The sequence below is a fragment of the Streptomyces sp. NPDC034111 genome, assembly GCF_055575375.1.
Genome location: NZ_JBVIST010000003.1, coordinates 152,067 through 173,091 on the forward strand (window position 1 = coordinate 152,067; position 21,025 = coordinate 173,091).

The following is a 21,025-nucleotide window of genomic DNA, read 5'->3' on the forward strand; positions in this document are numbered from 1 at the left end:
CACGGGGCCGAAAAACGTCACACCTACGGGGTGCCGGTCTCGCTGGGTGCGCCGGCTCCGGGGTCGGTGGTGGCTCCCGAGGGGGCGGGGGCCGGGGTGGAGGAGGCGGGGTCGGGGGTGGTGGAGGGTGACGGGGAGGGGTGGTCCTCGTCGTCCTCTTCGCCGGAGCCGCCGCCCAGGCCGCCGCCGAAGCCATCGTTGTCACCCGAGTCGCCGCCACCGTCCTGGTAGCGCGCCAGGTACGCGCGGCAGAAGGAGTGCACCTTGTCCGGGCCGCCGGCCTTGCTTTCGAGACGTCGCAGGCCGTCGCGGTCCATGCCGTCCCGTTTGCCGGATTCATAGCTCCGGCAGAGGCTGAGCAAAAGTTTCTTCTTGCTGTCGCGGCCGTCCTGGTCGTCCTTGCCGTCGCCGCCGGGCCGGTCGTCGTGTCCGGTGCCGGTGCCGGGTGTGCCACGGCCGTGGCTCGCGCCCGGGCTGGTGCCGGGGGCCGGGGTCCCGCCGGGGTCGGTGCTCCGCCCGCCCGGTGTGGCGTCGGGGGTCCGGCCCGTCGTGCCGTCCGTCTGGGCGCCGGGCTCCCGGGTGTCGAGCGTCCCCGGGGTTTCGCCGGCGGAGACGGTGGCGGCCGGTTCGGGGTCGCCGCTGTCCCGGAAGGGGGTCGGCAGGACACCGGTGCCGGCCGCGACGGCGACGCCGCCGATGGCACAGGCGGCGAGGGCGACCGCGAAGCCGCGCCGGAAGGGGCGGGCGACCCGGGTGCGTTCGGCGGAGCCGGTGCGGACGGCCGTCGGCGCACCGCCGGCGGCACGGGCCCCCGACCGGGCGCCGAGGCCCTCGCGGGTCGCCCGCTGGAACGCGGCGACGGCGGCCTCCTCGCCGGGCAGCGGGGTGTTCGCGGGCGCGCCGGCGCCTACCGCGGCGGCGGCCTTCAGCAGCTGTTCGAGTTCGCGTGCACCGTCGCCGTGCCAGGCGCCGACCGGTTCACCGCGCAGCAATTGCTCCGCGGCGTCCTTGTCGAGCCAGTTGTACCGGTCGTCGGCCATCACATGTCCTTCTGCGTTCGTGCGGCCGTTTCCGTCACACCTGGTACGTACGAATCCGCCACGCCGTTGCGGCGCCTTCGGTCCTGAATGGGTACTCCGCTCACCGTTCCTCCGCCTTTGCGCGGAGCCTGCGCGGTCCGGCCGGAGGGGGCATCTTCCGCCGCGTCGGCGGGGCCGTCACCGCCCCCCGGGTCCTCCTCCATGGCGCCGTCCGGACGCTCGCCGATCAGCTCCGCGAGCCGGCGCAGTCCGCGGTGCGCGGCGGTGCGCACCGCGCCGGGCCGCTTGCCCAGCACCTCCGCGGTGCTCTTGGCGTCGAGTCCGACCACCACCCGCAGGACGACGGCCTCGGCCTGGTCCTGGGGCAGCCGGGCTATCAGCCGCATGGTGCGGCCGGTGCCGAGGGCTTCCATGGCTTCGCCGACGGTGTCGGAGGTACTGGGGGTGTCGGCCAGTTCGCTCTCGTCGCCGCCGATCACCGGGCGCCGGCCGCGCATCCGGATGTGGTCGAGCGCGCGGTTGCGGGCAATACGGGCGGCCCAGCCGCGGAAGCGGTCGGCGTCGCCGCTGAAGCGTGCGAGGTCGCGGGTTATCTGTAGCCAGGCCTCGGAGGTGACGTCCTCAACGTCCGCTTCGCTCACCAACGTCCGTACATACCCCAGAAGTCGGGGATGTACGGCGCGATAGACGGTACGGAACGCTGCCTCGTCGCCGTCCTGCGCCGCCTGCACGGCCACCGTCAGCCGACGGTCGTCCGGCTGAATGTCGTCCCCTCGCACGGGTCCATCCTGTCGCACGTGGAATGTCCGCCGCCCGGTCCTTGCTGCTTTGTTGCCTCACCCGGCGCTGTCGCCGGCCCTGCCGTCGCGGAGTCGTGCCGGCTATCGGCCACCACCGCCGACCTGGGCACACCGGGAACTCCCGGTAACCCAGTTGTTCCTGCTGACCGTAACCCGTGCACCCACACGGTCCGAAGCCGGGATGGCGCCACCGCCCGCGCGAGCACGGCCGGCACCGCGGCAGCACCAGGCGGCCGACGCACCGGTGGAGTGTGCGTACGAACCCATCTGGAACTCCCGGCAAGGACGGCTTCTTTCTGGCCGCCCTGACGGCGCGGCCGGTGCGCCTTTCGGCGCGGAACCGCACGTTACGGGCCTGGCCGGGCCCGCGTCCAGACCACTGGCCGTACCCCGGCCCGCACCGCGTGTGACGCTTTCGGGCCGTCCGGCGCTGTAACGAGTAGGGGGCCGTCAGGCCCCTTCGCGAACGACGGCCGGGGCCTCTCCTGTGGGGGGTGGCGGCCCCGGCCGTCCTCGCGGGTTCAGGCCGTCACGGAGCCTGATGCCGAACTCACCACCCCCCGTCGAGTCGGTGGGTGGCGGCCCCGGCCGTCCTCGCTTCCCGCGCCCGTTTCTCACCGGGGCGGCTCTCACACCCGGTTGGCCAGCGCCTTGAACTCCGTCCAGGACAGCGCGGGCGTCCGCGGGTCCCAGGTCTTCTGCGCCAGCGCCGCCAGCGGCAGCCGGATACCGGCGGCCACCTGCTGCGGGGTCTGTGCCTGGGACCGGTCGCACCAGATCGCGAAGCGCGCCCCGGGGATCCGGTCCGGTCCGGTCATGCTCGCCGGCACCGATACCGGCTGGGTGTGGCGGAGCACCCGCGGCGTCCAGGTCTCGTAGATCCGCTGACCGGTCGGGTAGAAGAACTGGTTGGGCTCGCCGAGGACGTAGTAGAGGAACTCGTCGTTGAAGTTCATGACGTTGCGGCCCTCGCGCAGGAACGCCGCGGGGTCGCGCTTGCCGATCTCCTTGCCGGTCCAGTAGTCGACCATCCGGTTCTTGTCGGCGCTCACCGCCGCGCTGGAGAAGAATCCGTCGTTCCAGGCCTCGATCCGGTTCTTGCCATGTGCCTCGACGGTCTTCTGCCGGTCGTTGAGCCAGCCGGTCGCCAGGTCCTCGATGGTCCCGTTGGGTCCGTACTTCTGCCGTGCGGCCCGGGTGAGCTGCGGATACGTCGTTGCCGGCGTGGACGACAGCAGCGCCTGGTACTCGTCGCCGCCCAGGTGCCAGTAGGCGGGCGCGCCCTTGGGGTTGGTGAACAGCTCGCTCATCTCGGTCAGCAGCGAGTCGATCAGCGGCGCCGCCTTGGGGTTGGAGATGTCGATCGCCCCGGGGACCACGGTGCCCGAGGCGCGGTGCAGCTGGAGATCCTGATGGCTTTCCAGCACCTTGCCCAGGTGGCCGGGTGAGTCCAGCTCCGGGATGACGGAGATGTGCAGGCTCCGCGCCAGCTTGACGATCTCGCGGACCTGGGCCTTGGTGAGGTGGTCGGCGGAGACCACCTCGGGGTGGGTGTCGCTCTGGATGCGGAAGCCCTGGTCGTCGGAGAAGTGCAGCTGGAACTGGTTGAGCTTGAGGTCGGCGAGCTCGCGCAGGCGGGCCTCGATCCAGTCCTGGGTGAACGGCTTGCGGGCGTTGTCCAGGGACATTCCGCGCTGCGGGCGGTCCGGCCGGTCCTCGATGGTGCCCTCGGGGAGTCCGCCGGCGGCGTGGACGGCCTGTTTGACGGTGCGGGTGCCGTAGAAGATTCCGGCGTCGGTGGGGGCCGTCAGAGTGAGCCGGGTGCCGCGTGCGGTGAGGGTGTAGGCCTCGTCGGCGGTCCCCTTGGCCGGGACGTTGTCGGCGGTGCTCTTGCCCGTGAGCTTCACCTCGATGTCGCCGGGCCGTACGGTCCGGTCTCCGTAGACGACGGGCAGGCCGCCCAGATCCTTGGCCATCAGCTGTGCCTCGTCGGCGACATTGCTCTTCGCGCCGGCCGGTACCACCACGCGGGCTCCCTTGGACGGGCGCCAGCCGCGCCCCTCGGCCCGGCGGAAGTCGCGTACGGCGGGGATGACCTGGGGTGTTCCGGTCACCGGCGCCCAGGTCGGGGTGGTTTCGGGCGAGGGGTTCACCTTGGCACTGGTGCTGCCGGGCGGCTCGGTGTCCGCCGCATCGGAGCAGCCGGCGAGCAGCAGCGCGCCGGCCAGCGCGGCGGCCGGGAGCGCGGCGCGCGGCCGCATCGGGTTCGACATCGTGCAATCCTCACTTTTCGGGGCGAAGGCATTGCCAGGTGTGCGGGGCGGGTCGTCCACCGAAGCACGGAAGCTCTCCCATACGGGTGAAATTCGTGCATCCTTCGGACAGCGGTCAACAGGCGTCGTTAGCGTGGCGTCGCTGTTCGTCACCCCTTCCGCAGGGTTTCTCAGGGTCTTCCTGGAACCGCCGGATACCGCCGGGCCGTCGTGCCGCACGCGCCACTGCCAGACCCGTCGCTGTTTCACACGCGGCCCGGCTCCGGTCCGCTCTCCCCAGCTTCCGTCAGCCGCCCGTCCCGCACCCGTCGAAGTGATCCGTTCGTATCCGTCGTATCCGTCCGAGGAGCCACCGCTGTCCGGCGACACCCCGGCCGCCAGGCCGACGACGCTGCACCCTCCGCAGTCCCCGTGGTGCGGCATACCCCCGCAGGTCCCCGGCGCCACCCCGCGCCGGCCACGCCCCGAAGGCCTGGGCCTGGACCGCTTCAACGCGCTGGGCCGGGACGAGGTACTGGCCGCGCTCCTCGGCTGCTGCGGCAGCCGCCGCTGGGCGGAGCGGGTCGCCGCCCACCGTCCGTACCCCGACGCCGAGGCCCTGCTCGCCGCCTGTGACGAGGCCTGTTACGACCTCACGGCCGGTGAGCTGGACGAGGCGCTGGCCGGGGAATCGCTCTCCCCGCCGCCGCTGGTCGGCGCCCGCGGCCCGGCCACCCTCGCCGCCCATACCGCGCTGCGCGCCGCGCACACCGAGTACGAGCGCCGCTTCCGCCATGCCTTCGTCATCTGCCTGGACGGCTACCGCGAGAACGAACTCCTCGACCAGGTGCTGTCCGCCATCCGCACCCGGCTGGGCAACGAACCGGAGGAGGAACGGGCGGTCACCGCGGACGAACTGCGCCGGCTGGCCCGCGGCCGACTGGCCCGGCTCACCGCGCCGGGGGCATGAGTCCTCGTCCGCCCGGTGGCGGGAATGACAGGCTTGGCGCCGCAAAGGGCCGCTTCGTCCTTGTGTGATAGCCCGTTGGTGCCTGTTTGATCACACCTAAGGACCCCCGCGCGAGGAACCGACAGCTCGTCGATACGATGACGAGCGGCCGGAGGACCGTACCCGGCCGGGCCCGACCGACAGAGAAGCCGGCGCGGCCCTAGTCCCCGCTCCCGGAGGGTTCTTCCGTGCCGGCTGGAACGCTGTACCGCGGCCGGGAAGGCATGTGGTCCTGGGTGGCTCATCGAGTCACCGGCGTCCTCATCTTCTTCTTCCTGTTCGTACACGTCCTCGACACCGCTCTCGTACGTGTCTCCCCCGAGGCCTACGACGACGTCGTTGCGACCTACAAGACGCCCATCGTCAACGTGATGGAGTACGGCCTGGTGGCCGCCATCCTCTTCCACGCGCTCAACGGCCTCCGGGTCGTCGCCGTGGACTTCTGGTCCAAGGGCCCGAAGTACCAGAAGCAGATGCTGTGGACCGTTGTCGGCGTCTGGGTCGTGCTGATGGCCGGTGCCTTCTACCCCGTGTTGCAGCACACCCTGCGCACGCTGTTCGGGAGCTGACGCAAGATGTCCGCTGAAACCACCTCCGCAGGTGCCGCCGCGACCGACGCCTCGCTCTACGACGTGGACAACCCGGCTCCGGTCATCGAGCCGCCGCGCAAGCGCACCAAGAAGACCGGAAGCGCCTCGCGCGGCAACTTCGAGATGCAGGCCTGGCTGTTCATGCGGCTGTCCGGCATCGTCCTGGTCGTCCTGGTCCTGGGCCACCTGCTGATCCAGCTCGTCCTCGACGGCGGCGTCTCCAAGATCGGCTTCGCGTTCGTGGCCGGCCGCTGGGCCTCGCCGTTCTGGCAGGTCTGGGACCTGCTGATGCTGTGGCTGGCCATGCTGCACGGCGCCAACGGCCTGCGCACCGTCATCAACGACTACGCGCAGCGGGACAACACCCGCTTCTGGCTGAAGATGCTGCTGTACACCGCGACGGTGTTCACCGTCCTTCTGGGCACGCTGGTGATCTTCACCTTCGACCCGAACATCTCCTGAAGCCGGGGCTGACTGGAACCATGAAGATCCACAAGTACGACACCGTCATCGTCGGCGCCGGCGGCGCGGGCATGCGTGCGGCCATCGAGTCGACCAAGCGCAGCCGCACCGCGGTCCTGACGAAGCTCTACCCGACCCGCTCCCACACCGGCGCCGCCCAGGGCGGTATGGCCGCCGCCCTCGCGAACGTCGAGGAGGACAACTGGGAGTGGCACACCTTCGACACGATCAAGGGCGGCGACTACCTGGTCGACCAGGACGCCGCCGAGATCCTGGCGAAGGAGGCCATCGACTCGGTCCTCGACCTGGAGAAGATGGGCCTGCCGTTCAACCGCACCCCGGACGGCACGATCGACCAGCGCCGCTTCGGCGGTCACTCCCGTAACCACGGTGAGGCCCCGGTCCGCCGGTCCTGCTACGCCTCGGACCGCACCGGCCACATGATCCTCCAGACGCTGTACCAGAACTGCGTCAAGGAGGGCGTGGAGTTCTTCAACGAGTTCTACGTGCTCGACCTGCTGCTCCAGGATGTCGACGGGGTCAAGAAGTCCGCCGGTGTCGTGGCGTACGAGCTGGCGACCGGCGAGATCCACGTCTTCCAGGCGAAGTCGATCATCTTCGCGTCCGGCGGCACCGGCAAGTTCTTCAAGGTGACCTCCAACGCGCACACCCTGACCGGTGACGGCCAGGCCGCCGCCTACCGCCGCGGACTGCCGCTGGAGGACATGGAGTTCTTCCAGTTCCACCCGACCGGCATCTGGCGGATGGGCATCCTGCTGACGGAGGGCGCCCGTGGTGAGGGCGGCATCCTCCGCAACAAGGACGGCGAGCGCTTCATGGAGAAGTACGCGCCGGTCATGAAGGACCTCGCCTCGCGTGACGTCGTCTCGCGCTCCATCTACACGGAGATCCGCGAGGGCCGCGGCTGCGGTCCCGAGGGCGACCACGTCTATCTGGACCTGACCCACCTGCCGCCGGAGCAGCTGGACGCGAAGCTCCCGGACATCACCGAGTTCGCGCGGACCTACCTCGGTATCGAGCCCTACACGGACCCGATCCCGATCCAGCCGACCGCGCACTACGCCATGGGCGGCATCCCGACCAACGTCGAGGGCGAGGTGCTGGCCGACAACACCACCGTCGTGCCGGGCCTGTACGCGGCCGGCGAGGTCGCCTGCGTCTCCGTCCACGGCGCCAACCGCCTGGGCACCAACTCGCTGCTGGACATCAACGTCTTCGGCCGCCGGGCCGGCATCGCGGCGGCGGAGTACTCGGCCACGGCCGACTTCGTCGAGCTGCCCGAGGACCCGGCGAAGCAGGTCGTCGACCAGGTCGAGCGGCTGCGCAACTCCACCGGCAGCGAGCGGGTCACCGAGATCCGCAAGGAGCTCCAGGAGTGCATGGACGCCAACGTGATGGTGTTCCGCACCGAGCAGACGATCAAGACCGCGGTCGAGAAGATCGGCGAGCTGCGCGAGCGCTACCTGAACGTGTCCATCCAGGACAAGGGCAAGCGGTTCAACACCGACCTGCTGGAGGCCATCGAGCTGGGCAACCTGCTCGACCTGGCCGAGGTCATGGCGGTCTCCGCGCTGGCCCGCAAGGAGTCCCGCGGCGGTCACTACCGCGAGGACTACCCCAACCGCGACGACGTCAACTTCATGCGGCACACCATGGCGTACCGCGAGGTGGGCGCAGACGGCACCGAGTCGATCCGCCTCGACTACAAGCCGGTCGTGCAGACCCGCTACCAGCCGATGGAGCGTAAGTACTGATGGCTACCCCGACCCTGGACACGACCGACAAGGTCGAGGCGGACTCCGCCGCTTCCCCGTACATCACGGTCACCTTCCGGATCCGCCGGTTCAACCCGGAGATCTCCGAGGAGGCCAGCTGGCAGGACTTCCAGCTGGAGATCGACCCCAAGGAGCGCGTCCTGGACGCCCTCCACAAGATCAAGTGGGAGCAGGACGGTTCGCTGACCTTCCGCCGCTCCTGCGCCCACGGCATCTGCGGTTCGGACGCCATGCGGATCAACGGCCGCAACCGTCTCGCCTGCAAGACGCTGATCAAGGACATCAACCCGGAGAAGCCGATCACCGTCGAGGCCATCAAGGGCCTGACCGTGATGAAGGACCTTGTCGTCGACATGGAGCCCTTCTTCCAGGCCTACCGCGATGTGATGCCCTTCCTGATCACGACGGGCAACGAGCCGACCCGCGAGCGCCTTCAGTCCGCCGAGGACCGCGAACGCTTCGACGACACCACCAAGTGCATCCTGTGCGCCGCCTGCACGTCCTCGTGCCCGGTGTTCTGGAACGACGGCCAGTACTTCGGCCCGGCGGCGATCGTCAACGCGCACCGCTTCATCTTCGACTCGCGTGACGAGGGCGGCGAGCAGCGCCTGGAGATCCTCAACGACAAGGACGGCGTCTGGCGTTGCCGGACGACGTTCAACTGCACGGACGCCTGCCCGCGCGGTATCGAGGTCACCAAGGCGATCCAGGAAGTCAAGCGGGCACTGATCACCCGGCGGTTCTGACCCCCGCGGCGGTCCGGGTTCCGGCCCGGCCGCCGAGCAGGGCCGGTACCTCCCTGAGGGCCTCGCTTCCGGACAACCGGAAGCGGGGCCCTTCGGCGTGCCCCGGTTCCCCCGCCGGGTAGACCAGCACCGGCGGCAACTCCTCGTCCACCAGCGCCACCGGCTCGTCGCGGCAGAAGTACGAGGGGACGAAGACCAGGCCCCGCCCCGCCAGATGCAGCTCCCGCTCCACCGGGTAGTCCACCTCCAGCACCGGCCGCCGCCACCGCATCACCGGACCGAACGTCCGCAGCATCGCCTCCGCCCCGGACTGCGCCAGCGCATGCCTCCGCAACGCCCGGTCCGCACCCACCCGTTGGGCGATCCGCGGCCAGCTCGGCGCGACCGCCAGATGGTGGTAGGTCCGCAGACTGCGTGCGAGGTGCCGCAGCGCGGCCGGCTCCCCTTCCCCGATCCCGCGCGCCCACCCCGGCAGCGCCCGGTGCCCCGACAGCAGCGCGAGTTCGGCCCGCAGCCGCTTGCGCGGGGTGCTCATCACGGCCTCCAAGCCGTGCTCGACCCCGTGCTGGGCCGCGAACGGGGTGAGGAAGTCCGGGAAGTAGCCGCGCTGGGGCACCAGCGCGAACAGGGTCCGCAGCGGCCCAGGGCCGTGCCGTACCGCATGCTGCCGCCAGGCCGCCAGCGCCGGATCGGCGCGGCGCTCCCGCAGACTGTGCAGACTCAGCACCGTCTCCCAGAGCGGGTCGGCCCCGTCGGCGACCCGCGTACGCGTCAGATCCTGTCCGGTGAAGTGCACTCGCAGCACATCGGCCCCCTGCGTCCCTGCCGTTCCCCCGAACGGCATGCACACGAGGATCTGGCCGACGGGTGGCTCGTGGCAAGCGGTCGTGCGAGGTCCCTTCGGACCGCGCACGACCGGGGCCTCTTCGGGCCCTCGCCCCTTCCGTTCAAGCAGAGCGCAGCGCCGTCCGTGCCAGCGCCTCGTCCTGGTCCCCCCGCTCCCGCATGACCTGCGCATACGCCCCGAGCGCGGCCCGCCGTCGCACCAACTCGGCTATTTCCGCGTCCAGTTGGTCCCTCTTCCGGGCCATGACCCGGTCGGAGAACGCACAGGGCGTCAGCGCGGGCCCGCCCTGCGCACACGGCAGCAGCGCGCGGATGTCGTCCGTGTTCAGCCCCGTGGCGAGCAGCTCCCGGATCCGCCCGACGGTCTCGATCGCCTCCTCGCCGTCGTAGCGCCGATAGCCGTTCGCATCCCGCTCGGCACTCAGCAGCCCGCGCTGCTCGTAGTAGCGCAGCACCCGCGTACTGACCCCCGTACGGCGCGCCAGCTCACCGATCCGCATGCGCCCCTCCCCTTTCGGACTTGACCTTGACACCGGCGTCAAACTGCAACCTGTCCCCCATGACACAGATTCCCGCCGCCCAGGCCCCGTCCTGCCCTTCGGTTTCCGCTCCGCTCCCGTCCCTGTCCACCACCGTCGCCGGCGATCCTGCGGGCCCCGGGATCCTCCTGGCGCACGGTGCCACCGGCAGCGTCCAGAGCAACTACGGCGCGCTCATCCCCGCCCTCGCGGCCTCCGGCCACCGTGTGGTGGCCCCCGACTACCCCGGCTCGGGCGAAACGCCGCGCGCAAAAGGCCCCTTGGAGCTGGACGCCCTCGCGGACGCCTTGGTGGCCGAGGCCACCGCGGCAGGCCTGGAGACCTTCACCCTGATCGGCTACTCGTTGGGCACCGCCGTCTCCGTACGAGCCGCCACCCGGCACCCCGAACGCGTACGGGGCCTGGTCCTGACCGCCGGGCTGGCCAAGGCCGACCACTACACCACCGTCTGGACGGACCTGTGGCTGCGCCTGCTCGCCCGCGACGACTACGCGGGCTTCGCCCGGACCGGGGCCCTGGCCGGCTTCTCGCCCGCCCGCCTCAACGCCCTGTCACCGGCAGAACTGGCGACCGTACTGGACCCGGCCGCCGCGCCGCCCCCCATCGGCTCCGCGGAACAGGCCGCTCTCGTACGCACCCTGGACACCACCGCCGACCTGCCCGGCATCACGGTCCCCACCCTGGTCGTCGCGACCACGCTGGACGCATTGGTACTCCCGTCCAACTCCCGCTACCTGGCCGACCACATCCCCGGCGCCGAGCACGTCGAGATAGCCACCGGCCATCTGCCGATGGTCGAGCGCCCGGAGGAGTGGCAAGGCCTCATCCAGGACTTCCTCGCCAGGCACCGCCTGTGAGGACGGATTGCGAGGAGGGCCGGTGCGCTACTCCCCGTTGAGTACCTTGTCCAGGAAGCCGTCAAGGTTGCGCACGGTGCGTGCGATCCGTTCCTCCAGCGGCAGCGTCTCCTCGTGCCGCCCCGCGAGCTGTGACCGCTTACGCCCCCGGACGTAGAGCGAACATGCCAGATCCGCGCAGAGGTACGTCCCCACGGTGTTGCCCTGCCGCCCCGCGGGGCCGGCCCGCCGCGCGGCGAGCAGGCTGACACCGGACCCCGGGTGCCCGGTCATACACACCGAACACACCGTCGTCTTGGTGAAACTGCGCCGTACGCCCTGCGGAACCCGAAGCGTCACCCCGATCAGCCCCTCACCGCGCGGCGCCACCAGATAACTCCGGTCCGGCGCCCCCGGATCACGCCACCCCAGAAAGTCCAGGTCCTCCCAAGGGAGCCCGGCCAGCCCCACGGGCAGATTGATCCTGCTCGCCTCCCCCTTCGAGCAATTGACAAAGGAGGCACGTATCGCTTTTTCACCTACGGGGTCCATGGCGCCTGAAACTAACAGCGCGGGCGCGGCCCCGTCGCCCGAGTTTTCCCCACGAAGCCGGGGCGGCACCGGCGCGGCCTCAGGCCCCCGGCCGCATCATCACCGCACGCTTCGTCCCGCCCGTGAGCTTCGCCCGCTGCGCCCGCGCAAGGCGCTTGGGGCCGGCCTCTTGCCGCTGCCGGGCGGTCTTGTCCCAGTCCGCAGGCTTCATGAACAGCATCGCCCTGCTCCCGGGCACCACCATGACACCACCGAAGGGCAGGTCACCCGCGACCCAAACCCCCTCTTCCACACCCTCCGGCCAGCGACGGCGCCCGGCCGCGTTGACCGCCAGCATCAGCGGCGCCCCGTGCTGCCCGCGCGTCGTCACGCGGACCTCGAAGACATTGCCGTACTGGGTCCACCGCACACGCTTCTTGACCACCCGGGGGTGGAATTCCAGCGGATAGCTGCGGAGTACTCGCGCGCACTGGGAAACACGGATCCCGTGCATAGCGCGGTACACCGTCAAGACGAAGACGAACACAGCGACAACAATGGGCGGGGTAAGGAAAATCGAGGTCGACCCTGTCACACGGGACAACACCACCGGGACTGCCACAAGAATTCCGGTGACCAGTAGACGCAGAGCAAAGAGTACGGCCAGGGAAAGGTAATTGGCTCTCAGTGTCTGCGTCACGTCCGGAGCCCCGGATGGTGCGGGGGTCGCGGATGGTGCCGGAGTCTCGGGTGGTGCCGGGGCCTCGGCCTCGGGTGGTGCCGGAGTCTCGGCCTCGGGTGGTGCCGGAGTCTGCGCGTCGTATGCCATCTCGTTCTCCTCGTGCAGCCGCCCCGGCCGGAGCGGCTGCACGGCGGTGTGGCTCAGCCCCAGGCCTGGTTACGGCTGTTGTTGCGGCGGCGGGAGGCGACCACGATCCCGATGACGATGCCGGCGACGACCAGCACACCGAGGCCGATACCGCCGAAGAGCGCCAGCTTCTCCTTGCCGCCCATGGGCGGGTCGGGGTCGAACGCGCCGACGTCCAGCTTCGATGACGCCTTGCCCTTCGGCATCGGGAGCGGGCCCTCCTTGGGCCCCGCGGGGATCTCCTTCCGCAGGGCGGGGCCGGGCTGGATGAAGCCGTAGCCGTAGTGCGCGTCCGGCAGCTTGAGGTGCTTGTCCTTCTCAGCCTGGGCCAGACCGGCCGTCTTCACCAGGCGGTTGGCGATCTGGCCGGGGGTGAGGTCGGGGAACTTCTGCTTGAGGAGGGCTGCGGCGGCGGAGACGTAGGCGGCGGCTTGGGAGCTGCCTTGCGCGCTCCGATAGCCCGTGTCGCTCTTGCCGTCCGCGGCCGGAATCTTCACCCCAGGCGCGAGCAGGTCGGTGTCGGAGTTGTAGTTGTTGAACTCGGCCGACTTGCCGTACTGGTCTACCGCACCGACACCGATCACTCCGGGGCAGGCCACCGGATATTGCCTATCGGTCACGGCATCGTTGCCCACTGAGGCCACAACCACTACGCCTTTAGAGATGGCGTATTTGATGGAGTCGCACGTGTCTCCGCCCTTCATCCCGCCATAAGACATATTCAGGACGTCGGCGCCATGGTCCACGGCCCAGCGGGTGGCCTGGGCGCCCTTGCCGAACGACGGGATCGGGAGGAGCTTGGCATCGGGCGCCAGCCCCTTCACGCCTTCGGAGCCACCCGGACCGTGCCCGTGTCCCGCGATGAGCGAGGCCATGGAAGTGCCATGGTCACGGATATCCTTTTCGCCCTCCTCAAGGTGCTTCGCACCCTCGGCCTCGGCTTCCTTGCCGAAATCCGGTCCCGGCAGGAACTGCCCCTTCAGGTCTTGGTGGGTCTCCCGGAAGCCACTGTCGATCACGGCCACCGTCACACCCTTACCGGTAGCCTCCTGCCAGAGCTGCTCGGTCCCGAACGCCTCCAACGGCCATTGGTTCTTGCGCACTTGATCCGCGGAAGCGGTACCGCTCACGGCGATGAACAGTGCGCCGGTCAGCGCAGCGCCCACCGTCGCGCGCAGTGTTCGGGTGACCCTCATCCTTGGCTCCTTCTCGCTGTGCTGTCCGGACGGCAGTGTTCCATTCGCGGACCGGCCCCGCACCCGTGGGTGCGGGGCCGGTCCTGACAAGCCGCCGTACGGTGATGGCATCCGCCTACTCGATGACGCGTGGCGCCACGTTACGTTGCGGAGTCCACGTCTCCTCGTCCTCCACCAGGTAGTCGGGGCGCTGCTTGCTGCTGCGCTCCTTCTCCCGGTTGTCCTTACCCTTCGCTCCGGGCACGCCCATGCCCGCCTGCTTGCCGCCACGGCTGCGGTGCAGACCCGAGCCGCCCTGCTTGGCGCCGCCCGCGGGGCCACCCGGCTTGCCGGCCATGCCGCCACGCGTACGCGCCTGCGCACCACTGCGACCTACCGCGCCAGTCTTGCCGCCCTTGGCGCCGCCTGCGGCGCCCGCGCCCGGCATGCCGCCGCGCATACCGCCGGCACCAGGCGCACCACGCCCGCCACCAGGGCGCAGGGCACCGCCCGGCACACCGAAGGGGCCGGGTGGCATCCCGCCGCCCGAACCGCCGACCACGCTATGTCCGCCCCCGGGCGGGCTGCCGTGGTATCCGCCGGAAACCGAGGGCGGGGTCATGGTGCTGCCTTGCACGCCGTCGAGTCCGGTCTGCACCGGCAGCTCCGGCCGACTGATCTTGGGGCCGTCGAAACCGGGCGGGACGGCCCCGCCGCCAGCGCCATTAGGCGTGTGCGGTGTGATCGAGGACGGGTCCGGGTGGAACCTGTCGTTCGTGTCGGGCATGCGCACCGGGGGCGGCGGGGGGTTGTTGGAGGGCTCCTTCGGCCAGTCGCCGTGGAGGCCGTCCTCGGCGTCGTCGTCCCACCCGCCTTTGTGTCCCGAGTAGTGATGCGCCAGCTCATCCATCACAATGACCGCCTCGACCTGGCGCTCCTTGCTCAGGGACAGTTTGTCCCGGTTGAGCTCCAGCGCCTGGCGGGCGTCCATCTTCGGGTTCGCCATGTCCCGGTGAAACTGGGCGTCGTCGCCGCTGTCGTCCTTGAAGCTCTCCCAGTTGCCCGGGTCGTGGATCTTCGACATGGCCGTCTTGGCCTCGCGAAGGTTGTGCGCGAGCCCGATTTCCGGCCCCGTCTCGCGCGAACCGATCAGCGACCTCTCGGCGTTCCGAGCATGCCGGTACGTCCTGTCGATCTTGCCGAGGATCTTGATGGCTTCCTTGCGGAACGCATCGGCCGCCGAGCCCTCCCAGTGCGCCGTCGCATGATCGACGGCATCCATGAACTTCTTGCGGATGCCACCGTGCCCGTCGTGCCCACCGAGCAGATCGGCGGAGCCACGCCAGTGGTCGCCGGCGGTTTCGATCGTCCCGGGATTGGCGTTCTCGATCATCTTCCGGAGCGCGTCGATGCCGTGGTGATGGAAGTCGGAGGGGGAGTGCGGGGTCAGGCGCTCGCCCTGGAAGGACTTCAGCTTGTTTTCCCGGTCATGCGCCTTGCGCTGCTCCTCCTCCTTCCGCTGCTTCTCCGCCGTTTGAGCACTCTCGCGCTCCTCCATGGCGCTAACCACGCCAGCCCCCCTTCATCGTCATCCCCTCGTCCTCATCCCTGTGCTGCCGTGCAACGTCAGCCGTTCATCGAGACCTTGGTCTCGTGATCCTGATCCTCGTAGGCACCGCGGCTTGCCTCTGTCTTCTCGCCGAATTTGTGGGTGAGGTCCTGGAGGGCCTTGATGACGTCCTTCAGGTACGTCTGCATGCGGTCATGGGCATGTGAGACTTCCTCCGCCTCAACAAAATTGACCCCGAATGCCGACTTCGGGATGTTCGTTCCGTACTGCGCCTTCTGGTCCGTTTCATTCATATCGCCCTGAAGGTGCCTGAGTTGGCGCACGACGCTGTCCAACTCGTCGAGATCGACCTTGAAATGCTTGCCCATGACTGCTCTCCCCGTTCCCCGCGTGCCCCGCTCGTCCCCCTCGTACCGCCGTGAAACCGCCACGGTAAGGGCAACATAAAGTAAATAAATACTAGGGAGTCGGCCGCCTTCACTGCAAGATCGAAAGTCGTGATCTGTCCGACTTGGCGCAGGATTGCGCCGTAGTTTGTAGAGAGGTTGTTACCCAGGGGGCGCAACTTCTCCGTGTCGTGATCAGGCCCGCCGTGACGCCAGCTCAACCACCGTCACATCCGGTGGCGCGCCCAGCCGTACGGGCGGCCCCCAGGCGCCGGCGCCACGGGTGACGTACAACTGCGTATCGCCGTAGCGCTCCAGGCCCGCAAGGGTGGGGTTGGTCGCGTCGGCGACGTACGTGAAAGGCCACATCTGGCCGCCGTGCGTGTGGCCGGAGAGCTGGAGGTCCACCCCGCAGCGGACGCTGTCGTGGATGGTGACCGGCTGGTGGGCCATCAGGACGACGGCGCGGGAGGGGTCGCGGCCGGTCAGTGCGAGGTCGTAGTCGGGGCCCGCGTGTTCGGAGTCGCCGGCGAGGTCGTTGACACCGGCGAGGTCGAAGCCGGGGAGCTCGGTGCGGGCATTCTCCAGCGGGTGGATTCCCAACTCCCTTACGTGATCCACCCATTGAGCCGCGCCGGAGTAGTACTCGTGATTACCGGTGACGAAATAAGCGCCGTGCCGGGAGCGCAGGGCGCGCAGCGGTTCGGCGGCCGGGGCGAGATCGGCGACGCTGCCGTCGACCAGGTCGCCGACGATGGCGACCAGGTCGGGGTTGGTCCGGTTGATCGCTTCGACGACGCGCCGGGTGTGGTCTCGGCCCAGGACCGGCCCCAGGTGGATATCGCTGACGACGGCGATACGGAACCCGTGGGCGGCGCGCGGCAGTTTGGCCAGCGGGATCGTGACGCGCTTGACGGCCGGGCCGCGCAGGGTGGTTGTGGTGCCGTACCCGACGGCGGCCGCGGCGGCCAGGGACGCACCGGCGGCCACCGCCCGTGCGATGAAGAGCCGACGGGGCGGGACAGGGAGCGGCGGCAGCGCGGAGGTGCGGGGCGGCAGCAGAGTGGGGGTGGCGGCCCGGCCGCCGCCCTTCACGCCCTCTACGCCCTCCACGCCCCCTGCGTGCGTCACGCCCTCCGCATCTCCCGCACACTTCGCGTCCTGCGCATCCTCCGCTTCCTCCCCGACACTCCCGCCCCTCCGCCCCTCGGGAAGCCGTAGCCACACCGCCCGTACGGCTTCCCCCGCCAGCAGGGCCAGCGTCAGATACAGGACCAGGGCCAGCCACAGGTAGCCGGGCCAGGCCAGCAGTTGCTGGAGGAGGAAGGGCAGGCCGGCCCGTTCGGCGAGCAGGGCGCCGAGGGTGAGCAGGGGCAGGACGCAGAGGGCCGCCGTGCCCGTACGCCGCGGCGCGCTGCCCGGGGTCGTCGTATCGCGGATGAGCCGGCACCACAGGTAGCGGTGCACGCCGAAGAACAGTCCGAGGACCGGGACCACGATCAGGGCGAAGATCACGGTGTCTCCTCCAGCGGTTGCGTGCTCTCCCAGTGAGAGCACGCTATCCGCTGTTCCCGGGAGGACCATGGCCTCCGGCGCAACACGCGCCCCGTGAATCCCCAACGCCCTGTGAATCCCCGGCGCCCCGTGGATCCCCAACGCCCCGTGAATCCCCGGAGCCCGTCATCGCGCGAAGGGAGGCGCGGCTACGCCCCCGTGGGCGCCAGTTCGCGCTCCCGCTCCGTCTCGCGGGCGCTGAAGGGGCACTGCCACTCGGCGGGCTTGGGGCGGCCGGAGTAGCGGCGGGCCTCCGAGAGCTCTTCGTATTCGTGCAGGTTGGGGTTGATGTCGCCCTGGAGCTTGATGTCCTGCTTGCGTATCTTCTCCGCCAGCCGGTCCCACATCCCGGCGCCCTTGATCCGGTCGAACTGCTCATGGGAGTTGAAGGCGAGCATCGGGAACGGCGGGCGACGGCCCCACCGGCGGTGGGTCTCGTGCAGGCCGATCACGAAGAACGGATGGCCGGCCACGCTGTACGCGAACTCCTTGGCCTGGGGGTCCGACGCGTAGCCCTCGGCCCAGCGATGGGTCTCGGCGTCGTGTTCGTGGAGCAGTTGCAGCTGCTGCCACAGGAGCTCTTCGAACCGCAGCTCATCGACCCCGCGAGGCTGCTCGAAGGTCGCGATGAAACTGGTGAACGTCCGGGCGCTCCAGTTCGCCGAGCCCACGAACTCCGCAAGATCGAGCGCCATCAGCCGAGCGGACTCCGCGCCCCCCAGCAGGTCATAGTGCCGGTGTGTGATGCCGCCCTGGCGCCAGGCGGAGCGACCCGCCAGGCAGGAGAACCGGTCTCCCAGGATGAACTGCTCGACCTCATCACGCGCATCCGACGTCATGGCCAGCCTTCCTTCCACCTACGTACCTCCTCGAGGGGAGATCATCTCCTTCACGCAATCCGAAAGCACCCACCCCGCATCCACGGCACCCGGGCCCGCGGGCGGCTGCGGCAGCCGTCACCGCAACACAGGCCGGACCGGGTCCGCTGGAGAACGGGGAAAGTCGCTGGGTGATTGTGACCGGCCGGGGCCGATCGGCGAAATGCCTCAGCGACGTCAGTTGCGACGAATCGCTCACATTGCACGGTGAGCAGGGTTTTTCACACAAGGTGAGGGGAAGGCCCCACCGCGTCCGGATGTCGTCGCCCCGCTCTGCGGGGGTTCGCGGCGTCAGCGGGCAGCGCTCCCGCCGCGCTCCGCGCGTTCGTCGTCCGCCTCCGGGGACTGCCGGCGCAGCGCCCGTACACCGCGGAACCCGATCACGCCGATTGCCGTCCCCAAGAGAAAGGACACCACCGCGAGCAGGAGATGGACCCAGAAGTAGGCGGTCGGGTCACCCGCATCGTCGAAGGCGAGACCGCTCCCGTCCTTCCACAGGTTTTTGACGAAAGTGATCCAGATGACCCAGCTCCACACCCCGAAGGCGAGCAGGAACCAGGACACGGGGCGAGAGAGCTTCATACGTTCCAGTATGGGCAGCGGCTCCATCCGGCGGTCGGGAGGGGCACTCTTCCGTGGGGTGCTGTCGGCGTCGCGGGCAAAGGGGGGTACGTTCAGCGACGTGCCGACGACCTTCTGTGCTTCCACGGCTTCCCTCGACCCGAACGGACCGATCGCCCCGGCCGCCTCCGCCGCGACCGGCAGTGCCGGGCGCGCGGCGCGTAACGGCTTCCCCGTGCGCACCGTCGCCGCGCTGGCCGCCTCCGGCCTGCTCGCGTCCCCGCTTCTGGCCGGCACCGCCTACGCCGACCCGAAGGCACCCGCGCCGCCGGCCAAGATGTCGCAGATCGGCGGGGACCTGCTGGGCAGGCCCGGCGTCCAGGTGCATCCGAAGCCCGGTGCGCCGAAGCTGCCGGGGCCGGACGCGCTGACCGCCCGTTCGTGGATCGTCTCGGACGCCGAGTCCGGCAAGGTGCTGGCCGCCAAGAACCCGCACTGGCAGCTCGCGCCGGCCAGCACGCTGAAGATGCTCTTCGCGGACACCGTGATGCCGAAGTTCCGCAAGGACCAGAAGCACACCGTCAGGCCCGCGGACCTGGCGGGGATGGGCGCGGGCAGCAGCCTCGTCGGGATAAAGGAGAACCTGAGCTACACGGTCCACGATCTGTGGCTGGGGGTCTTCCTGCGGTCCGGGAACGACGCGGTGCACACCCTGTCGGCGATGAACGGCGGGACGAAGGTCACCGTTGCCCAGATGCAGCAGCGTGCCGAGGAGCTGAACGCCAACGACACCCATGTGGTGACGCCGGACGGCTATGACGCGCCGGGGCAGGTCTCCAGCGCGTACGACCTGAGCCTGTTCGCCCGGGCGGGACTACAGAACGCCGACTTCCGCGAGTACTGCTCGACGGCGAGCGCCCAGTTCCCCGGTGAGAAGGGCAAGGGCGGCAAGCGGGCGACGTTCGGCATCCAGAACACCAACCGGCTGCTCAGCGGCGATTACGACCTCAAGCCGTACCCGGGGATCGCCGGGGTGAAGAACGGCTCGACGACGAATGCCGGGTCGACCTTCACCGGCGTGGCACAGCGCGGGGACCGCAAGCTGCTCGTCACGGTCATGAACCCGTCGAAGAAGGAGCACAACGAGGCCTACAAGGAGGCCGCCAAGCTGCTGGACTGGGGCTTCGCGGCGGCCGACAAGGTGGAGCCGGTCGGCCGGCTCGTCGGGCCCCGGAGCGAGGACGACGGCCGGGGCGCGGTGGGCGCCAAGGACAAGGGCGCGCACAAGAGCACCCAGGCCGCGCTGGACGGCGCCGACGGCCCGGGCGGCGTCTGGACCGCGGTGGGGATCACCGGCGGTGCGCTGGTACTGCTGGGTGTCGTGGGGCTTGCGGTGCACCGCCGGTGGCCGCTGCCGGAGCTCGTACGCGGGCGGGGGCGCCGCTCAGGGAAGTGAGCGCGGCGAGGCTGCCCGGCCGGGACGGCGGGTCAGGGAAGGGCCAGGGAAGGGCCAGGGTGTGACGCCCGAAGACACGGCCGCGGCCTAGGTGCCCTTCCCGCCCTCCGGTGCGGCCGGTGCCTGGCCTCCCCCGTCTCCCCCATCTCCCCCGTCTCCCCCGTCCGGTCGGTCCACTCCGTCCGGCTCCTCCGAGGCGGCTGTCTCCTCCGAGGTGGCCGTCCACGAAGCGCAGTACACCAGCAGTTTCGCGGTGAAGTTGATCCACAGCAGCAGGGCGATCGGGGTGCCGAAGGCGCCGTACATACTGCGGGCGGCGACGCCCCTGAGGTAGCCGCTGAGCAGCAGTTTCAGCAGTTCGAAGCCGATCGCCCCGAGGAAGGCGGCGACCACCACGGCGCGGCGCGGCGGATGGGCGCCGGGGAGCTTGGTCAGGACGTAGACGAGCAGCACGAAGTCCGCGAGGACCGCGATGCAGAAGCCGGCGACCGAGAGCAGGACGGCGCCGATGCCGCCCTCCGGCAGACCGATCGCCTCGGCCGCCTTGCCCACCGCGGAGGCGGCGAAGGCCGAGGAGCCGAGCGAGAGCAGGGCGACGCCGCCGAGGCCGAGCAGCAGGACGCCGTCCCGGAGCTTGCCGAGGAAGAAGTTGGTGTCCTCGTCGTCCTTCTCCCAGACGGCGCGCAGACAGTCGCGCAGCGAGTCGACCCAGCCGATGCCGGTCAGCAGCAGGACGCCGCCGGCGACCAGTCCGATCGTGGTGGCGTGGTCGACGAGCGCGGCGAGGTCGAGCTGTGCGGCGATGCCGGGGATCTGCTCGGCGAGCTTGCCCTCCAGGGTGTGCAGCCGGCTGTCGCTGAGCAGGGCGGCGCCGATCGCGGCGGCGACGGTGAGCAGCGGGAAGAGGGCGACGAAGCTGGTGAAGGTGATCGCGGCGGCGAGCCTGGTCCAGTGCACCCGGAGCATGCGGGTGTAGGCGCGCCAGAGGTGGGTGGTCATCAGCCAGGTGACGGCCGGTCCGATCACCGGCAGCCTGCTCAGCCAGTCCATGGCGTTCCCCTCGTGCCCCGGTGGTCCGCCGGGCCGGGCCAGTTGTACGGCGGGGGCTCCGGCCGATCCGGAAGCCTAGC

General features: G+C 70.0%; 21 protein-coding genes. 7 read left to right on the top strand and 14 right to left on the bottom strand.

Annotation, left to right across the window (positions count from 1 at the left end):
• Window positions 1-23: 23 nt before the first annotated feature.
• From ACZ55A_RS10085 to ACZ55A_RS10095, 3 genes are all read right to left on the bottom strand, one after another.
• The gene (locus tag ACZ55A_RS10085; RefSeq protein ID WP_468836945.1) at window positions 24-1,040 is read right to left on the bottom strand and encodes a hypothetical protein; all 1,017 of its coding nucleotides are present in this window, start codon (window positions 1,038-1,040) and stop codon (window positions 24-26) included.
• Window positions 1,040-1,804 (bottom strand): RNA polymerase sigma factor, encoded by a 765-nt coding sequence (locus ACZ55A_RS10090; RefSeq protein ID WP_468837914.1) that lies wholly within the window; start codon window positions 1,802-1,804, stop codon window positions 1,040-1,042. Before ACZ55A_RS10090 ends, ACZ55A_RS10085 begins: the two co-directional genes overlap by 1 nt.
• 665 nt (window positions 1,805-2,469) lie before the next feature.
• The gene (locus tag ACZ55A_RS10095; RefSeq protein ID WP_468836947.1) at window positions 2,470-4,113 is read right to left on the bottom strand and encodes a beta-N-acetylhexosaminidase; all 1,644 of its coding nucleotides are present in this window, start codon (window positions 4,111-4,113) and stop codon (window positions 2,470-2,472) included.
• Window positions 4,114-4,426: 313 nt separating this feature from the next.
• Between ACZ55A_RS10095 and ACZ55A_RS10100 the strand changes: the two genes are divergently transcribed.
• The 5 genes from ACZ55A_RS10100 (at window position 4,427) to ACZ55A_RS10120 (ending at window position 8,695) form a co-directional block, all read left to right on the top strand.
• Window positions 4,427-5,062, top strand: coding sequence for a 2-oxo-4-hydroxy-4-carboxy-5-ureidoimidazoline decarboxylase (locus ACZ55A_RS10100; protein ID WP_468836950.1), 636 nt, complete (start codon window positions 4,427-4,429; stop codon window positions 5,060-5,062).
• 227 nt (window positions 5,063-5,289) lie between these two features.
• Window positions 5,290-5,670, top strand: a complete 381-nt coding sequence (gene sdhC / locus ACZ55A_RS10105) for a succinate dehydrogenase, cytochrome b556 subunit (protein ID WP_451444259.1) — start codon at window positions 5,290-5,292, stop codon at window positions 5,668-5,670.
• A 6-nt stretch (window positions 5,671-5,676) separates the two neighbouring features.
• A complete protein-coding gene (locus tag ACZ55A_RS10110) occupies window positions 5,677-6,153 on the top strand; it encodes a succinate dehydrogenase hydrophobic membrane anchor subunit (protein WP_468836953.1) in 477 nt (158 codons plus the stop codon).
• 20 nt (window positions 6,154-6,173) lie between these two features.
• Entirely contained in the window at window positions 6,174-7,928 is a 1,755-nt protein-coding gene (sdhA, locus tag ACZ55A_RS10115; RefSeq protein WP_468836956.1) for a succinate dehydrogenase flavoprotein subunit, read from the top strand.
• The gene (locus ACZ55A_RS10120) at window positions 7,928-8,695 is read left to right on the top strand and encodes a succinate dehydrogenase iron-sulfur subunit (RefSeq protein ID WP_468836958.1); all 768 of its coding nucleotides are present in this window, start codon (window positions 7,928-7,930) and stop codon (window positions 8,693-8,695) included. Before sdhA ends, ACZ55A_RS10120 begins: the two co-directional genes overlap by 1 nt.
• On the opposite strand, the gene ACZ55A_RS10125 is transcribed toward ACZ55A_RS10120, so the two are convergent.
• Both ACZ55A_RS10125 and ACZ55A_RS10130 read right to left on the bottom strand, forming a co-directional pair.
• Window positions 8,679-9,539 (bottom strand): DUF5937 family protein, encoded by an 861-nt coding sequence (locus ACZ55A_RS10125; protein WP_468836961.1) that lies wholly within the window; start codon window positions 9,537-9,539, stop codon window positions 8,679-8,681. The two genes, ACZ55A_RS10120 and ACZ55A_RS10125, sit on opposite strands and share 17 nt — an antisense overlap.
• Window positions 9,540-9,642: 103 nt before the next feature.
• A complete protein-coding gene (locus ACZ55A_RS10130) occupies window positions 9,643-10,041 on the bottom strand; it encodes a MerR family transcriptional regulator (protein ID WP_468836963.1) in 399 nt (132 codons plus the stop codon).
• A gap of 59 nt (window positions 10,042-10,100) precedes the next feature.
• Here ACZ55A_RS10130 and ACZ55A_RS10135 point away from each other — a divergent pair, with 59 nt between their 5' ends.
• Complete coding sequence (locus ACZ55A_RS10135; protein WP_468836966.1) at window positions 10,101-10,937, top strand: alpha/beta fold hydrolase; 837 nt, start codon at window positions 10,101-10,103, stop codon at window positions 10,935-10,937.
• A 27-nt stretch (window positions 10,938-10,964) separates the two neighbouring features.
• Here ACZ55A_RS10135 and ACZ55A_RS10140 read toward each other — a convergent pair whose 3' ends face one another.
• The 8 genes from ACZ55A_RS10140 to ACZ55A_RS10175 all read right to left on the bottom strand — a co-directional run bounded on the left by ACZ55A_RS10140 (window position 10,965) and on the right by ACZ55A_RS10175 (window position 18,460).
• The gene (locus ACZ55A_RS10140) at window positions 10,965-11,468 is read right to left on the bottom strand and encodes an FBP domain-containing protein (RefSeq protein WP_468836968.1); all 504 of its coding nucleotides are present in this window, start codon (window positions 11,466-11,468) and stop codon (window positions 10,965-10,967) included.
• A gap of 79 nt (window positions 11,469-11,547) precedes the next feature.
• Window positions 11,548-12,147 (bottom strand): hypothetical protein, encoded by a 600-nt coding sequence (locus ACZ55A_RS10145; RefSeq protein ID WP_468836971.1) that lies wholly within the window; start codon window positions 12,145-12,147, stop codon window positions 11,548-11,550.
• A gap of 182 nt (window positions 12,148-12,329) precedes the next feature.
• On the bottom strand, window positions 12,330-13,511 hold the full coding sequence (locus ACZ55A_RS10150; RefSeq protein WP_468836973.1) for a S8 family serine peptidase: 1,182 nt from the start codon (window positions 13,509-13,511) through the stop codon (window positions 12,330-12,332).
• A gap of 115 nt (window positions 13,512-13,626) precedes the next feature.
• Complete coding sequence (locus tag ACZ55A_RS10155; protein WP_468836976.1) at window positions 13,627-15,048, bottom strand: hypothetical protein; 1,422 nt, start codon at window positions 15,046-15,048, stop codon at window positions 13,627-13,629.
• A gap of 68 nt (window positions 15,049-15,116) precedes the next feature.
• Window positions 15,117-15,428 carry a hypothetical protein gene (locus tag ACZ55A_RS10160; RefSeq protein WP_468836979.1) on the bottom strand — a complete coding sequence of 104 codons (312 nt, stop codon included), beginning with the start codon at window positions 15,426-15,428 and terminating at the stop codon, window positions 15,117-15,119.
• 213 nt (window positions 15,429-15,641) lie between these two features.
• On the bottom strand, window positions 15,642-16,961 hold the full coding sequence (locus ACZ55A_RS10165) for a metallophosphoesterase (RefSeq protein WP_468836982.1): 1,320 nt from the start codon (window positions 16,959-16,961) through the stop codon (window positions 15,642-15,644).
• A 188-nt stretch (window positions 16,962-17,149) separates the two neighbouring features.
• Window positions 17,150-17,839 carry a guanitoxin biosynthesis heme-dependent pre-guanitoxin N-hydroxylase GntA gene (gene gntA, locus ACZ55A_RS10170; protein WP_468836985.1) on the bottom strand — a complete coding sequence of 230 codons (690 nt, stop codon included), beginning with the start codon at window positions 17,837-17,839 and terminating at the stop codon, window positions 17,150-17,152.
• 330 nt (window positions 17,840-18,169) lie between these two features.
• Window positions 18,170-18,460: an SCO4848 family membrane protein gene (locus ACZ55A_RS10175; protein ID WP_468836987.1), complete on the bottom strand. Its 291-nt coding sequence runs from the start codon at window positions 18,458-18,460 to the stop codon at window positions 18,170-18,172.
• A 10-nt stretch (window positions 18,461-18,470) separates the two neighbouring features.
• On the opposite strand from ACZ55A_RS10175, the gene ACZ55A_RS10180 reads away from it, so the two are divergent.
• Window positions 18,471-19,895: a D-alanyl-D-alanine carboxypeptidase family protein gene (locus ACZ55A_RS10180; RefSeq protein ID WP_468836989.1), complete on the top strand. Its 1,425-nt coding sequence runs from the start codon at window positions 18,471-18,473 to the stop codon at window positions 19,893-19,895.
• A gap of 87 nt (window positions 19,896-19,982) precedes the next feature.
• Here ACZ55A_RS10180 and ACZ55A_RS10185 read toward each other — a convergent pair whose 3' ends face one another.
• Window positions 19,983-20,945 (bottom strand): YihY/virulence factor BrkB family protein, encoded by a 963-nt coding sequence (locus tag ACZ55A_RS10185; RefSeq protein WP_468836992.1) that lies wholly within the window; start codon window positions 20,943-20,945, stop codon window positions 19,983-19,985.
• Window positions 20,946-21,025 lie beyond the last annotated feature (80 nt).